At 71.9% G+C, this 14,025-nt stretch carries 13 protein-coding genes and 1 tRNA gene; 9 read left to right on the plus strand and 5 right to left on the minus strand.

The features are described 5' to 3' along the window. Positions 1–24 precede the first annotated feature (24 nt). Positions 25–1,272 carry an MFS transporter gene (locus IFT51_RS07215; protein WP_192060392.1) on the plus strand — a complete coding sequence of 416 codons (1,248 nt, stop codon included), beginning with the start codon at positions 25–27 and terminating at the stop codon, positions 1,270–1,272. Positions 1,273–1,287: 15 nt separating this feature from the next. Here IFT51_RS07215 and IFT51_RS07220 read toward each other — a convergent pair whose 3' ends face one another. The 4 genes from IFT51_RS07220 to IFT51_RS07235 all read right to left on the minus strand — a co-directional run bounded on the left by IFT51_RS07220 (position 1,288) and on the right by IFT51_RS07235 (position 4,290). Further along, positions 1,288–2,637, minus strand: coding sequence for an NAD(P)/FAD-dependent oxidoreductase (locus IFT51_RS07220; protein ID WP_192060393.1), 1,350 nt, complete (start codon positions 2,635–2,637; stop codon positions 1,288–1,290). A 129-nt stretch (positions 2,638–2,766) separates the two neighbouring features. Further along, positions 2,767–2,997 carry a hypothetical protein gene (locus IFT51_RS07225; RefSeq protein WP_192060394.1) on the minus strand — a complete coding sequence of 77 codons (231 nt, stop codon included), beginning with the start codon at positions 2,995–2,997 and terminating at the stop codon, positions 2,767–2,769. A gap of 79 nt (positions 2,998–3,076) precedes the next feature. After that, positions 3,077–4,054, minus strand: coding sequence for an aldo/keto reductase (locus tag IFT51_RS07230; RefSeq protein ID WP_192060395.1), 978 nt, complete (start codon positions 4,052–4,054; stop codon positions 3,077–3,079). Between the two features lie 151 nt (positions 4,055–4,205). Beyond that, positions 4,206–4,290, minus strand: a tRNA-Leu gene (locus IFT51_RS07235). Positions 4,291–4,422: 132 nt separating this feature from the next. Between IFT51_RS07235 and IFT51_RS07240 the strand changes: the two genes are divergently transcribed. From IFT51_RS07240 to IFT51_RS07260, 5 genes are read left to right on the plus strand one after another with little or no spacing between them, the layout of a single operon-like run. Beyond that, the gene (locus tag IFT51_RS07240) at positions 4,423–5,772 is read left to right on the plus strand and encodes a M20/M25/M40 family metallo-hydrolase (protein ID WP_192060396.1); all 1,350 of its coding nucleotides are present in this window, start codon (positions 4,423–4,425) and stop codon (positions 5,770–5,772) included. Between the two features lie 24 nt (positions 5,773–5,796). After that, positions 5,797–6,639, plus strand: coding sequence for an undecaprenyl-diphosphate phosphatase (locus IFT51_RS07245; protein WP_192060397.1), 843 nt, complete (start codon positions 5,797–5,799; stop codon positions 6,637–6,639). After that, a complete protein-coding gene (gene mshC, locus IFT51_RS07250) occupies positions 6,636–7,976 on the plus strand; it encodes a cysteine--1-D-myo-inosityl 2-amino-2-deoxy-alpha-D-glucopyranoside ligase (RefSeq protein ID WP_192060398.1) in 1,341 nt (446 codons plus the stop codon). The genes IFT51_RS07245 and mshC overlap by 4 nt, the downstream gene beginning before the upstream one ends. 43 nt (positions 7,977–8,019) lie before the next feature. Continuing rightward, positions 8,020–9,366 (plus strand): sensor histidine kinase, encoded by a 1,347-nt coding sequence (locus IFT51_RS07255; RefSeq protein ID WP_192060399.1) that lies wholly within the window; start codon positions 8,020–8,022, stop codon positions 9,364–9,366. Continuing rightward, positions 9,363–10,085 carry a response regulator gene (locus tag IFT51_RS07260; protein WP_192060400.1) on the plus strand — a complete coding sequence of 241 codons (723 nt, stop codon included), beginning with the start codon at positions 9,363–9,365 and terminating at the stop codon, positions 10,083–10,085. Before IFT51_RS07255 ends, IFT51_RS07260 begins: the two co-directional genes overlap by 4 nt. Before the next feature lie 38 nt (positions 10,086–10,123). Here the strand turns inward: IFT51_RS07260 and IFT51_RS07265 are convergent, their stop codons facing one another. Continuing rightward, positions 10,124–11,032, minus strand: a complete 909-nt coding sequence (locus IFT51_RS07265; RefSeq protein WP_192060401.1) for a proteasome assembly chaperone family protein — start codon at positions 11,030–11,032, stop codon at positions 10,124–10,126. A 123-nt stretch (positions 11,033–11,155) separates the two neighbouring features. Between IFT51_RS07265 and IFT51_RS07270 the strand changes: the two genes are divergently transcribed. The 3 genes from IFT51_RS07270 to IFT51_RS07280 all read left to right on the plus strand — a co-directional run bounded on the left by IFT51_RS07270 (position 11,156) and on the right by IFT51_RS07280 (position 13,993). After that, positions 11,156–11,848, plus strand: coding sequence for an HAD family phosphatase (locus IFT51_RS07270; RefSeq protein ID WP_192060402.1), 693 nt, complete (start codon positions 11,156–11,158; stop codon positions 11,846–11,848). 86 nt (positions 11,849–11,934) lie between these two features. Then, a complete protein-coding gene (locus IFT51_RS07275; RefSeq protein ID WP_192060403.1) occupies positions 11,935–12,966 on the plus strand; it encodes a tRNA (adenine-N1)-methyltransferase in 1,032 nt (343 codons plus the stop codon). A 103-nt stretch (positions 12,967–13,069) separates the two neighbouring features. Beyond that, positions 13,070–13,993, plus strand: a complete 924-nt coding sequence (locus IFT51_RS07280) for a hypothetical protein (RefSeq protein WP_192060404.1) — start codon at positions 13,070–13,072, stop codon at positions 13,991–13,993. Positions 13,994–14,025: the final 32 nt, after the last annotated feature.

A 14,025-nucleotide genomic window follows, 5' to 3' on the forward strand; every position in this document is an offset into this window, starting at 1 on the left:
CGGCCGGGCACGTACCCTGAGGGGATGTCGACCCCGGTGCCCGACGCCCCCACCGCCTCCCCCCGTGTCCGTCTCGGACGCGACGTCGTCGTGCTCGGCGTCATCGCCTTCTTCGTGATGGTCGGCTTCGGCGTCGTCGTGCCCGTGCTGCCCGTCTACGCCCGGAGCTTCGGGGTCGACAACACCCTGGTCGGCGCCGTCCTCTCGGCGTTCGCCCTGATGCGCCTCGTGGCGAGCCCCTTCGTCGGCAAGCTGCTCGACCGGGCCGGCGAGAGGCTGGTGCTCTCGGTGGGGATCGGCATCGTGGCCGTCTCGAGCGGTCTGGCCGGGCTGGCCGAGACGTACCCGCAGCTGCTGCTGCTGCGCGGACTCGGCGGCATCGGATCGGCCATGTTCAGCATCGCGGCCATGACCCTCCTGCTCGCCACGACGGCGCCCTCGCACCGGGCGCGCGCCATCGGCTTCTACCAGGGCGGGTTCCTGGTCGGCGGCATGGCCGGGCCCGCTCTCGGCGGCGTGCTGGCGACGATCTCGCTGACGGCGCCGTTCTTCTTCTACGCCGCCACGCTGCTGATCGCCGGTCTCGTGGGCGCCGTCCTGCTGCGCCCGGCGAGAGGGCGCACGTCGACGACCTCGACCGAGCCGCCCGTGCCGTTCGCCGTGGTGCTCCGCGACATCCGGTTCCGCGCCGCCTGCGTCGCGAGCTTCAGCCAAGGGTGGTCGTCGCTCGGCGTGCGGAGCGCGCTGGTGCCCGTCCTCGTCGTCGAGGTGCTCAAGGGCACGACCGCCTGGACGGGCATCGTATTCGCCGTGGCCGCCGTCGCGCAGACGCTCGCCCTCGCACCGGCGGCGAAGCTGGTCGACACGGTCGGTCGCCGCCCGGCGATGATCGGGGCGTTCGCCGTCGCGGCCGTGACCCTCGCGGCGGTGGCGTTCTCGACCGACATCGTGATGCTCGGCGTGCTGCTCGCGGTCTACGGCGTCGCGACGGCCTTCATGGGCACGGCCCCGGCGGCTCTGGTGGGCGACGCGGCGGGCGGCCGCGGCGGGCGCCCGGTGGCCGTCTTCTCGATGTGCTCGGACCTGGGCGCCATCGCGGGCCCGCTGGTGGCGGGGCTGCTCGTCGACACGACGTCGTACGCGGTCGCCTTCGGGTCGGCCGGGGCCCTGCTGGCCGTGAGCGCGATCATCTCGCTGCGCCTGCCCCGGGGTGCGGCACCGTCCCCGCAGACCGAGGAGGCGCGCCCCGGTTCCCCGGGACGCGCCTCCTGATCGATCGCTCGAGCGTTACTTCTTCTTCTTGGCTCCGCCGTCGGCCGGGACCGACGGGGTTACCTTCAGGAAGCCCGCGCGCGGGTCGGCCATGCCGACCAGCGGCGTCTGATCGCGTCCGCCGAAGAAGTTGGTGATCCAGCCCGTGAGGATGCGCCACTTGCGATTGAGCGTCGGCATCGCGTACAGGTGGTAGCCCCGGTGGGCGAGCCAGGCCGGGACGTTCTTCATCTTGACGTCCTTGATGTTCGCCGCGCCCTTGCCGATGCCGAAGCTCGCGACCGTTCCGACGGACTCGTGACGGTACTCGGCGATCGGCTGACCCGAGAGCTGCGCGATGATGTTGTCGGCGACGGTCACCGCCTGTCGGACGGCGTTCTGCGCGTTCGGCGGGTAGTAGGCCGGCTGCTGCTCGCTGAGCAGATTCGGGACCTGGGCGCCGTCGCCGAGCGACCAGACGCCGTCGAGGACGTCGCCCTCGTCGGTCTGCACCTGCAGCGTGGCCGACACGTTGACGTGGCCGCGCGGCCCGAGGGGCAGACCGAGGTCGGCGAGCACGGGGTTCGGCTTGACGCCGGCCGTCCAGACGATGGTGCCCGCGGGGATGGTCTCGCCGTCGCTCAGGACGACGTCGCCGTCGATGCACGAGGGCATCGTCGTCTTGAGGCGGATGTCGATGCCGCGCGAGCGCAGGTGCCCGAGAGTCCACTTGGACAGCTCGGGGCCGACCTCGGGGGCGACGCGGTCGAGGGCCTCGACGAGGACGAAGCGGAGCTCGTCGCGCGACAGGTTCGGGAACGAGTCGACCGCGGCCTTCGCCGCGTCGTCGAGCTCGGCCATCGCCTCGACGCCGGTGTAGCCTCCGCCGACGAAGACGACGGTCAGGAGCTTGCGTCGCGTGGCCGGGTCGGACACGGAGGCCGCCTCGGCGATGTTCCCGAGGATGCGGTCGCGGACGTACTGGGCCTCCTCGACGCTCTTGAACCCGACGCCGTTCTCGGCGAGCCCGGGGGTGGGGAACGTGCGGGTGACGGCGCCGAGGGCCACGACCAGCTGGTCGTAGGCGATGGTGCTCGTGACGCCGTCGCCGGTCGTCACCGACACGGTCTTCGCCGCGCGGTCGTGACCCGAGACGGCCGCCTCGACGACCTTGGTCTTACGGAGCGCCTTGCGGAGCGGCACGGTGACGTCGCGAGGCGCGATGTGGCCGCCGGCGACCTCGGGCAGGAACGGCTGGTACGTGAAGTACGGGGCCTGATCGACGAGCGTGATGCTCGCGTTCTGCGGGGGTCGGCGTTTCTGGAGCTCGAGAGCTGTGGTGAGCCCGGCGGAACCGCCGCCGAGAATTACGATGCGCGTTGTCATAGATGTTTCCTCCCGCGTCGACCGTACCGTGCGTGATGCCCGGCGGTCCGACGCGCACGAAGTCCGTCGGGGATCGACGACCCGGCGACCGCCGCGCGAGGCGCAGCGGTCGCCGGGTCGTCGTGGTGGTCAGCGGTCGGCGGGGATGTCCGAGTCGGTGAACTCGCCGTCGGCCTCGTCGGACTTCGCGCCGTGCGCCTCGTGCCCCTCGTCCCCGTCGGCGGGGATGTCGCTGTCCACGTACGAGCCGCTCCGCTCGGTCGTGGTCTCTTCGGTGCGCGTCACGGTCGCGTCGCCCGCACCGCCCGTCTTCTCCGTCTTCTCGGTGTGCTCGACGTTCTCGTTCGACTCGCTGCCCATGGTTGCCTCCGTCGGATGGTTCGCACGACGTGGTCGCCGCGCGTGTCGCTCACAGTAGGCCCGACCACGGGCCCGCGGGTCAGAAGCCCTCGTTCTCGCGCGTGACGTAGGGGGATTCGAGCGCGTCGAGCTCGTCGTCCGTCAGCCACAGGTCGACGGACGCGACCGCGTCGTCCAGGTGCTGCATCTTCGTGGCTCCGACGATGGGGGAGGTGACGGCGTCCTGCTGCCGCACCCAGGCCAATGCGACCTGCGCGCGTGAGACGCCCCGCGCCTCCGCGACCTCCGCGACGGCGGCGGCCACCCGGCGGTCGCCCTCCTCGCGCTGACGGTAGAGGGTGCGGCCGAACTCGTCGGTCTCGCTGCGCGAGGTGGCGGCGTCCCAGTCGCGCGTGAGCCGACCGCGGGCGAGCGGCGACCAGGGCAGCACGCCCACGCCCTGGTCCACGCAGTAGGGGTGCATCTCGCGCTCCTCCTCCCGTTGGATGAGGCTGTATTGGTCCTGCATCGACACGAAGCGGGTCCACCCGCCGAGGTCGGCGGCGTGCTGCATCGACGCGAACTGCCAGGCCCACATGCTCGACGCGCCCAGGTACCGCACCTTGCCGGCGCGCACCAGGTCGTGGAGCGCCTCCATGGTCTCCTCCACCGGCACCTCGGGGTCGAAGCGGTGGATCTGATACAGGTCGATGTGATCGGTGCCCAGACGACGCAGGCTGTCGTCGACGGCGCTCATGATGTGACCGCGGCTGAGACCGGCGCCGTTCGGCCCGGGGCGCATCCGACCGTGCACCTTGGTCGCCAGGACCACCTCGTCACGCGTGGCGAAGTCGCGCAGGGCCCGGCCGACGATCTCCTCGCTGGTGCCGTCGGAGTACACGTCGGCGGTGTCGAAGGTCGTGACGCCGAGCTCGAGGGCGCGGCGGATGAACGGCCGGCTGTCGTCCTCGCCGAGCGTCCAGGCGTGCGAGCCCCGCTCGGGGACTCCGTAGCTCATGCAGCCGAGGGTGACGGCCGAGACCGTCAGGCCGCTGGTTCCGAGTCGTGCGTACTCCATGGGGGTCCTCTCGTCGTGTGCTGGCCCGAACCCTACGCCGGCGGCACCTGCGACCGCGGAAACCAGAAAGACCCGATCACCAGTGGTGATCGGGTCTTTCGTCTGTCTCAACACAGACCGTGTGAAGTCCGCCTGAAAGGCTTGTCTTCGGTGTCCGAGGGGGGACTTGAACCCCCACGCCCTATACGGGCACTAGCACCTCAAGCTAGCGCGTCTGCCATTTCCGCCACCCGGACTGGATGGTGCCGGCCGAAGCCGACCACGAAACATTAGCACGGCTCGAGAGGGCCTCTCGACCACAGGGCGGGTGGGCCGCTCGTCGCGGTCCGACGACAGGGCCGAGGAACCCTCCGGGTAGCGTGGTCGCCATGACGACGACACCTGCGCAGCCCCTCGACGGCGACACCGCCGGTTCCGCCCCCGAGCCCGAATTGGACGAGACGGCGACGATCGCCCGCGACCTCATCCGCTTCGACACCTCCAACTACGGCGGGGGCCGGTCGAACGGCGAGGCCGAGGCGGCCGACTACGTCGCCGACCGGCTGCGGGCGCTCGGCGTCGAGCCCCAGCTGTTCGAGTCCGAGCCCGGGCGCGTCAGCGTCGTGGCCCGGATCGAGGGTCGCGACCGGGCCAAGCCGGGCCTCGTCGTGCACGGTCACCTCGACGTGGTGCCCGCCGATCCGGCCAACTGGTCGGTCGATCCGTTCGCCGGCGTGGTGCGCGACGGCATGCTCTGGGGCCGTGGTGCCGTCGACATGAAGAACATGGACGCGATGATGCTCTCGTCCATCGGCGACATCCTCCGGTCGGGCGAACGACCGGCGCGCGATCTGGTCGTCGGATTCCTCGCCGACGAGGAGGCCGGGGGAGTACTCGGGTCGCACTTTCTCGTGAAGGAGCACCCCGAGCTCTTCGACGGGGCCACCGAGGCCATCAGCGAGGTGGGCGGCTACTCGACGTTCATCGACGGCCGACGGTCGTATCTGCTGCAGACGGGCGAGAAGGCCCTCATCTGGGTCAAGCTGATCGCCCGCGGAACGGCCGGCCACGGATCCCAGATGATCGAGGCGAACGCCGTCACCCGGCTCGCCGAGGCGGTCGCCGCGCTGGGGCGTCGACAGTGGCCGATCACGCTGACCGACACCACCTCCGCACTGCTGCGGCAGGTGGCGCGGATCCTCGACGTCGACGTCGAACAGGTGTCGCCCGACGAGCTCGTCCTCCAGACGGGCACGGCCAGGGGATTCATCCGGGGGTCGCTCCGCACGACCACGAACCCCACGATGCTGACGGCGGGTTACAAGCACAACGTCGTCCCGGACACCGCGGAGGCGCTGGTCGACATCCGCTGCATGCCCGGTCAGGAGGCGGCCGTCCTCGACGAGGTGCGCGACCTCGTCGGCGACGACATCGAGATCGTGACCATGCACACGGACATCGGGCTCGAGACGCCGTTCTCCGGGCCCCTCGTCGAGGCCATCGAGGCCACCCTGCACCGTCACGATCCGGGTGCCCCGGTGCTGCCCTACCTTCTCTCGGGCGGCACGGACAACAAGGCGCTGAGCCTCCTCGGGATCGCCGGCTACGGCTTCGCCCCCCTGCGTCTCGACGAGGGCATGGACTTCCCCGCGATGTTCCACGGGGTCGACGAGCGCGTCCCCCTCGACGCACTATCCTTTGGCAGTCGCGTCCTCCGGGACCTCCTCGCGACGTACTGAGCACCACGCACCAGAAGGATCCCCATGGAGCAACTCCTCCAGGCACTCCTCCTCGGCCTCGTCCAAGGCCTCACGGAGTTCCTGCCCATCTCGTCGAGCGCGCACCTCCGGATCGTCGGCCTCCTGTTCTCCGATCCGAACAGCACGGTCGAGTTCGACCCGGGGGCGACGTTCACGGCCATCACGCAGCTGGGCACGGAGCTGGCGGTGGTCATCTACTTCTGGCGCGACATCAAGCGCATCGTGGTCCGCTGGTTCCAGGGCGTCACGGGCCGGATCCCGCGCACGGACCCCGACGTGCGGATGGGCTGGCTCGTCATCATCGGCACCATCCCGATCGTGGTCGTCGGATACGTCGCGCAGGAGTACATCCGCTCGGTCTTCCGGTCGCTCTGGATCGTCGCCGTCGTCCTCATCGTCTTCGGCATCCTCCTGGGTCTCGCCGACCACCTCGGCAAGAAGGCGGCGCGTTTCGAAGACATGTCGTACGGTCACGGCATCGCCGTCGGCGTCGCGCAGGTGCTCGCGCTGATCCCCGGCGTCTCGCGCTCGGGTGCTACCACGACCACGGCTCTCGCCCTCGGCTACACGCGGCCCGCGGCAGCGCGGTTCTCGTTTTTGCTCGCCGTGCCCGCGGTCTTCGGCAGCGGTCTCTACGAGCTCGTCCAGAGCTTCAGTGACCCCGGCCCCTACTCGCTGGGGCTCACGCTGGCGGCCACCGTCGTCGCGTTCGTCGTCGGGTTCCTCGTCATCGCGTTCTTCATGAACTACATCTCCCGCCGCAGCTTCATGCCCTTCGTCGCCTACCGGCTCGTCCTCGGCGTCGTGCTCATCGTGCTGCTCTCGACGGGCGTGGTGACGGCGTGAGGTCGTGGGCCCGCCCCCGAGTCCCCACGCTCCCGGGCGCCGGGCGTCTGCCGATGCTGCACGACACCGCCACCGGCAGGCGCCGCGCCCCCGCGATCGTCGACGGCACGGCATCGTTGTACGTCTGCGGCATCACCCCCTACGACGCCACCCACCTCGGGCACGCGTCGACCTACCTCGCGTTCGACACGCTCGTCCGCGTCTGGACGGACGCGGGCGTCGACGTCACGTACGCACAGAACACGACGGACGTCGACGATCCGCTCCTCGAGCGGGCGACCGCGACGGGCGTCGACTGGCGCGAGCTGGCGGCCTCCCAGACCGACCTCTTCCGCTCCGACATGGAGCACCTCGCCGTCGTGCCGCCGACGCACTACGTCGCCGTGACGGACGTCGTGACGGACGTCGCCCGAGCCGTGGCGCGCCTCCTCGACTCCGGATCCGCGTACCGCGTGCCCACCGAGGGCTCCGCGGTCGACGACGTCTACTTCGACGTCCGGGCCGCCGAACGCGACACGTCGTGGCACCTCGGGCTCGAGAGCCGACTCGACCCCGAGACCATGGCGCGTTTCTCCGCCGAACGCGGCGGCGACCCCGGCCGCGCGGGCAAGCGCGACCCGCTCGACCCCCTCCTGTGGCGGGGCGCCCGGGAGGGCGAGCCCTCCTGGGAGTCCCCGGTCGGCGAGGGGAGGCCCGGCTGGCACATCGAGTGCACGGTGATCGCCGAGCAGACCCTCGCCTCGCCGATCACGGTCAACGGCGGTGGCAGCGACCTGGTGTTCCCGCATCACGAGATGAGCGCGGCGCACGGCCAGGCGCTGACGGGGGGGCGCTACGCCGACCTGTTCGCCCACACGGGCATGGTGGCGTATCAGGGCGAGAAGATGAGCAAGTCGCTCGGCAACCTCGTGAAGGTGAGCGAGCTCGTCGCCGGCGGGGCCGACGCCAGGGCCGTGCGCCTCGCCGTGGCCGCGCACCACTACCGGTCCGACTGGGAGTGGTTCGACAGCGACCTCGTCGACGCCGAGGCCCGCCTGCGCGTCTGGGAGACGTGGGCCGACACCGCGCCGCCGCGGCCCGACGCCGCTGCGGACCACGCGACGACGTCGCCCCTCGGCGCGACCCCGGTCGAGTCCGTCCCCACCGGTCTGCTGACGAGCCTCCGCGCCGCCCTCGCCGACGACCTCGACACGCCGTCCGCGCTCGAGGCCGTGGACCGCTGGATCGCCTCCGGCGCCGACGCGACGTCCGTCGACCTCGACGCCGTCACCGCTCTGCTCGGCGTGGACCTGCTCGGCGTCGACCTGCCATCCCGTGCTGACGAGGCCACTGCCTGACTGATCCTCACCTAGGTCGCCGCTCTGGCAGACTGGCGTGGTCATGTCGCCCCGCAGCTCCCGTCCCGCCGCACCCTCCGGCGCCGACGGCCCGTCCCGGGGCTCGATGCGGCGCGAGCGGGTCGTCGACTCCGCGCTGGCCGTCGGGTTCCTCGTGCTGGCGCTCGTCACCTCGGCGCTGGCGTCGGTGATCCTGAGCTCCGACGGGCACGCCATGCCCTCGACCCTCGAGACCCTGGCGGGCGCGGTGGCGGTGAGCCTGCCGATCGCGTTCCGCCGGAGGTTCCCGGTGTCGGTCATGATCATCGTCTCGACGGCGTTCATCGTGCTCGGGGTGAGGGGGCATCCCGACGACCTCCTGCCCTCCATCGCAGAGTTCCTCGTCGTGTTCTCCGCGAACGTCTGGTCGCCCTCGCGGCGCCGTGCGTTCGTCTGGAGCCTGGTGGTCGTCGTCGCCATGTTCACCTGGCTCGCCATCGACATCGCGGCGCAGGTGAGCGACGACTCCGACTCCGCCGACGTCGTCCTGGCCTCCAGCCTCTACTCGGTCGTCCTGAACGCCCTGTTCTTCATCGCCGCGATCCACTTCGGCCGCGTCTCGCGTGAGTCGAGGTCACGCCGGCGCGCGCTCGAGAGGTCCGACGCGGCCCTCCGTGCGGCCAACGACCGGATCGCCGAGCAGGCGATCGGCGACGAGCGCGCCCGCATCGCCCGCGAGCTGCACGACGTGGTGGCCCACCACGTCGCCGTCATCGGCATCCAGGCCGGTGCCGCGCGGCGCACGCTCGACCGCCCCGAGATCGCCCGTGGCGCACTCGCCGCCGTCGAGGACACCGCACGCACGACCATCGACGAGCTCGACCGCCTCCTGACCGTCATGCGCTCGCGCGACGGGCTGCCTCCCGAGCCCGTGGCCGGTCTGGCCGCCCTCCCCGACCTCGTGGCCGACACCCGCGCCCTCGGACTCGACGTCCGACTCGAGATCGACGGCGACACCCGCGACGTCCCCGACGGCGTCGGCTCCACGCTGTACCGGATCGCCCAGGAGGCGCTGACCAACACCCTGAAGCACGGCGCGGCCAGGTGCGCCGTCATCCGGGTCGTCCACGGCGAGGGGTCGGTCGGCCTCGAGGTCGTCGACGACGGACTCGGCTCGAGCGGGCATGCTGCACGCGCCGGGGGAGCCGGCCGAGGCGCGACCGGTGCGCTCGATCCGGCGGCGGCCCCCTCCGGTTCGGGTCTCGGGCACCGGGGGATGCGCGAACGGGTGGATCTGCACGGCGGTCGCCTCACCGTGGGCCCCCGCGAGGGAGGCGGCTACCGCGTCCGCGTCGACCTCCCCGTCGTGGCCCACCCTCCGAAGGGGGCTACCCTCTTCGAGGGGGAATGAGCATGGAGAAGACGAACGACCGGCCGGTGCGGGTGCTCCTGGCCGACGACCAGGATCTCGTGCGAGCGGGGTTCCGGATCATCCTCGAGACCGCCAGGGGCGTGACGGTCGTGGGGGAGGCGCGCGACGGCGTCGAGGCCGTCGACCTGGCCGCGAGCCTCGAGCCGGACGTCGTCGTGATGGACATCGAGATGCCCGGCATCGACGGCGTCGAGGCCACCAGGCGCATCCTCGGGTCGTCGGGCGAGCACCGCCCGTCGGTGCTGATCCTCACGACCTTCGCCCGGGGCGACTACCTGTTCCGGTCGCTCCAGGCCGGGGCGAGCGGCTTCCTGCTGAAGACCGCCGGCCCGGAGGAGCTCATCGAGGCGATCGGCGTCGTCGATCGCGGCGACGCGCTCGTCTGCCCCGAGCTGACCCGTGCCGTCGTCACCCGGGCGCTCGTCGACACGACGGAGAACGCCGTCGTGCCGAACGCACGGCTGAGTCTCCTCACGGGCCGCGAACGCGAGGTGCTCGACGGCATGGCTCGGGGCGCCTCCAACGCCGAGATCGCACGCGGGCTGTTCGTCGGCGAGGCGACCGTGAAGACGCACGTCTCGAACGTCCTCGCCAAGCTGGCGCTGCGCGATCGCACCGCTGCGGTCGTGTTCGCCTACGAGAACGGCGTCGTCGTCCCCGGCGAGCTGGGCGACGGAGGCGCGGCGGGGGTCGACTAGGTCAGCCGCGTCGATGGGCGGCGCCCTCCGCCCGGCGCTCAGGGGGCCGGCGGGTACCGCGGGTCGTCGCCCTTGCCGTCGCGTCGGCGGAGGTACTGCTCGAACTCCTGCGCGATGGCCTCGCCGCTCGCCTCGGGGGAGTCGACGGTGTCGCGCGCCTGCTCCAGCTGCTCGATGTAGCCCGCCATGTCGTCGTCGTCGGCCGCGAGGGCGTCGATGCCGGCCTCCCATGCGGCGGCCTCCTCGACGAGGTCGCCGCGGGGCACGCTCACGGCGGACAGCTCGTCGAGCTTCTCGACGAGCGCGAGCGTCGCCTTGGGCGAGGGGGCGTTGTGCACGTAGTGCGGGACGGACGCCCAGACCGACAGCGAGGGCACGCCGGCCGTCTCGACGGCGTCGCCGAGGACGGAGAGGATGCCCACCGGACCCTCGTACGTGCTGCGCTCGAGGCCGAGCTGACCTCGGACGTCGGCGTTGTCGCTGCTGACGAAGACGGAGATCGGCCGGGTGTGCGGGACGTCGGCGAGCATCGCCCCGAGGAACACCACGGAGGTGATCGCGTGGACGTCCACGAGGTCGACGATCTCGGCCGCGAACCCGCGCCAGCTGCGCGACGGCTCAGCGCCCAGCAGGACGAAGACCTCGGTGTCGGACCCGACGTCGGACGACGCGGCGATGACCTCGGAGGAGTCGGGTGCGGCGAGGAGCTCGATCCGCGGCCAGACGAGCGTCCGCCCGCCGTCGTCGTCGAGCCCGATCTGCGGGCGGTTGAACTGGTAGTCGATGTACCGCTCGCCATCCAGCTCGGCCACCGGCTCGAGACCCAGCGACTCGACGAGGCTCCGTGCGACCCCGCTGGCCGCCTCGCCGGCGTCGTTCCACCCCTCGAAGGCCACGACCAGGAGTCGCCCCTTCGCGAAGTCCGACGTGTTCGACGTGTTCGTCACCTGTGTCCTCACCGAGCCGGGCCCGCTGCACCGGCGTCTTGACCCTCCACAGTAGACCGTGCGTCGCCGGGTCCCCGGCCGGGTCGGCCCGACCGCCGGGCGCCTCCCGTAGACTCGCTGCCCGTGACCTCCTCTCTTCCCGCCGCGGTCCTCTGGGACATGGACGGCACTCTCGTCGACACCGAGCCCTACTGGTACGAATGCCAGGTCGAACTGGTCGAGTCGTTCGGTGGAACCTGGACCAGAGCCGACGGCGACGCCATGATCGGCACGGGCCTGTGGGACTCCGCCCGGGTCATCCAGCAGCACGGCGTCGACCTCCCGCTCGACGAGATCATCGACCGCCTGACGACCGGGGTCCTGGCGCTCGTCGCAGACGACGTCCCGTGGCGACCCGGCGCCCGAGAGCTCCTCGCCGAGCTGCGGAGCGAGGGCGTGCCCACGGCGCTCGTCACGATGTCCATCCGACGCATGGCCGACTTCATGATCGAGGCGATCGACTTCCCGGCCTTCGACGCCGTCGTGGCCGGCGACGAGGTCGAGAACAGCAAGCCCCACCCCGAGGCGTACCTGCGCGGCGCGGCCCTGCTCGGCGTCGACATCGCCGACTGCGTCGCCATCGAGGACTCCCCGCCCGGGGCCGCGTCGGCCGTCGCGTCCGGCGCCGTCGTCCTCGGCGTCGAGCACGCCGCACCGCTCGTCGACGACGCCGGGTACACCCGTGCCACGACCCTCCGCGGTGTGACCGTGGCCGACCTGCGCCGGCTGCACGCCGCGGCACGCGACACGAGCCGACCACCCGCCTCCGCCCTCTGACCGCGGGGCGCCGATCGGCGCCGACCCGCGCCTCCTCGGCTCCCGGCCCTCGACCGAGCCGCCCCTCCGACCGAAAGCAGCACCGCATGACCGCCACCCGTCGCCAGTCCGGCCCCTTCCTCGAGGGCGACAAGGTCCAGCTGACCGGCCCGAAGGGCAAGATGAACACGGTCGTGCTGACCCCCGGCGCGGTGTTCCACACCCACCGGGGCATGATCGCCCACGACGCGCTCGTCGGTCTGCCCGACGGCTCGGTCGTGGCGAGCACCACCGGCGACGAGTACCTGGCCCTGCGCCCGCTGCTCAGCGACTTCGTCATGTCGATGCCGCGCGGTGCCGCCATCGTCTATCCGAAGGACGCCGCCCAGATCGTCGCCTTCGCCGACATCTTCCCCGGCGCCACCGTCGTCGAGGCCGGGGTGGGGTCGGGCGCCCTCTCGCTCTGGCTGCTGCGAGCGATCGGCCCCGAGGGCAGACTGGCCTCGTTCGAGCGCCGCCAGGAGTTCGCCGACGTCGCCGAGGGCAACGTCGTCAGCTTCTTCGGCTCGGAGCAGCCGAACTGGAGCGTCACGGTCGGCGACCTCGTCGACGAGCTGCCGAAGACGATGCCCGACGGCACGGTCGACCGCGTCGTGCTCGACATGCTCGCCCCCTGGGAGTGCGTCGACGCGACCGCCGCCGCCCTCACCCCCGGCGGACTGGTGGTCTGCTACGTCGCCACGGCGACCCAGCTCTCGCGCGTCGCCGAGGCCCTCCGCGCATCCGGCGTCTTCACCGAGCCCGACGCCTCCGAGACGCTCGTCCGCGGGTGGCACGTCGAGGGGCTGGCCGTCCGTCCCGACCACCGAATGATCGGGCACACCGGGTTCCTCATCACGGCACGACGGCTCGCGCCGGGTGCCGAGCTGCCGCAGCTCAAGCGCCGTCCGTCGAAGTCCGACTACTCCGACGAGGACGTCGAGCTCTGGACCCCGGGCGCCCTCGGCGACCGCACGGCCAGCGACAAGAAGCTCCGCAAGACGGCGCGCCAGGCGAGGTCGGCCGCCGACGCCGCCGTGGCCGCGACGGAGTCCGACGCGACCTCGAAGTCGGCCGGCGACCCGTCGCCCTCCGCCTGAACGGCGCCGATCTCCCCGCCCTCCCACCCCGACTAGGCTGTTCCCGCATCCGCGGCCCCGGCCGCTTCCCGGCCCGCCGGCCGCCGCAACGAAATGAGTACCCGTGCGCAAGATCCCCGCACTCGTCGTGACCCTCGGCCTCGTGGCCTCCCTCTCGGCATGCGCGACCAGCGCCGCCCCCGGGTCGGCCGGCTGCCCGCCCACGGGCGACGCCGCCTCGGTCGTGACCACGACGGGTGCGTTCGGCGAGAAGCCCGAGGCGACCGTGCCGAGTCCGATCGTCACGACCGAGACCCAGGTCTCGACGGTGATCGAGGGCGACGGCGCCCGTCTGGTCGACGGCTCGCCCGTCCTCATCGACTACACGCTGTTCGACGGCAGCACGGGCACGGAGGTCGAGAACAGCGGCTACGACGGTTCCATCGGCAACCCGGTGACCGTCGGCGGCTCGGCCCTCGCGCCCCTGGCCGACGCGTTGGAGTGCTCGACGGTCGGTTCGCGCGTGGTCGTCGCCCTGAAGGCCTCCGAGCTCCAGGCGTCGCTGTCCGGCTCGACCGCCCCCGCGAGCGACGACCCCGACGCCGCGTACATCGCCGTGGTCGACATCCGCCAGTCGTTCCTGGCCAAGGCGAACGGACGCCTCGTCCCCGGGGCCGACGGCCTGCCCGCCGTGGTGACGGCACCCGACGGCGCCCCCGGCATCACCGTCCCCGTCGCCCCGGCGCCGACCACGCAGCAGACGCACCTCGTCCGCGAAGGAGACGGGTCGCGGCTGACCGCCGACTCGACGGCGGTCGTGCAGTTCACGGCGGTGACCTGGGCGGAGCCGTCGACCGTGGCCGGGTCGACGTGGACGAACGGCGACACCGCGACGACGGTGGCGCTCGACGACCAGACCCTGCCCGCCGCGCTCCGCGACGCGCTGGTCGGTCAGACGGTCGGGTCGCAGGTCATGACGGTCGTCCCCGCCAGCGACGAGAACCCCAGCACCTACGTCTACGTCTTCGACGTCCTGGGTTCGCTCTGACCGGCACGTCGATCCACGCGCCGCGACGGCCG

It is taken from the genome of Frigoribacterium sp. CFBP 13712 (assembly GCF_014842255.1).
Classification (GTDB): Bacteria; Actinomycetota; Actinomycetes; order Actinomycetales; family Microbacteriaceae; genus Frigoribacterium.

Bases quoted from the DNA above. Each gene is read 5' to 3' on its own strand.
- IFT51_RS07225 (WP_192060394.1), bottom strand. From the start codon at position 2,997: ATGGGCAGCGAGTCGAACGAGAACGTCGAGCACACCGAGAAGACGGAG.
- IFT51_RS07245 (WP_192060397.1), top strand. From the start codon at position 5,797: ATGGAGCAACTCCTCCAGGCACTCCTCCTCGGCCTCGTCCAAGGCCTC.
- IFT51_RS07215 (WP_192060392.1), top strand. From the start codon at position 25: ATGTCGACCCCGGTGCCCGACGCCCCCACCGCCTCCCCCCGTGTCCGT.
- IFT51_RS07230 (WP_192060395.1), bottom strand. From the start codon at position 4,054: ATGGAGTACGCACGACTCGGAACCAGCGGCCTGACGGTCTCGGCCGTC.
- IFT51_RS07275 (WP_192060403.1), top strand. From the start codon at position 11,935: ATGACCGCCACCCGTCGCCAGTCCGGCCCCTTCCTCGAGGGCGACAAG.
- IFT51_RS07220 (WP_192060393.1), bottom strand. From the start codon at position 2,637: ATGACAACGCGCATCGTAATTCTCGGCGGCGGTTCCGCCGGGCTCACC.
- IFT51_RS07260 (WP_192060400.1), top strand. From the start codon at position 9,363: ATGAGCATGGAGAAGACGAACGACCGGCCGGTGCGGGTGCTCCTGGCC.
- IFT51_RS07255 (WP_192060399.1), top strand. From the start codon at position 8,020: ATGTCGCCCCGCAGCTCCCGTCCCGCCGCACCCTCCGGCGCCGACGGC.
- IFT51_RS07240 (WP_192060396.1), top strand. From the start codon at position 4,423: ATGACGACGACACCTGCGCAGCCCCTCGACGGCGACACCGCCGGTTCC.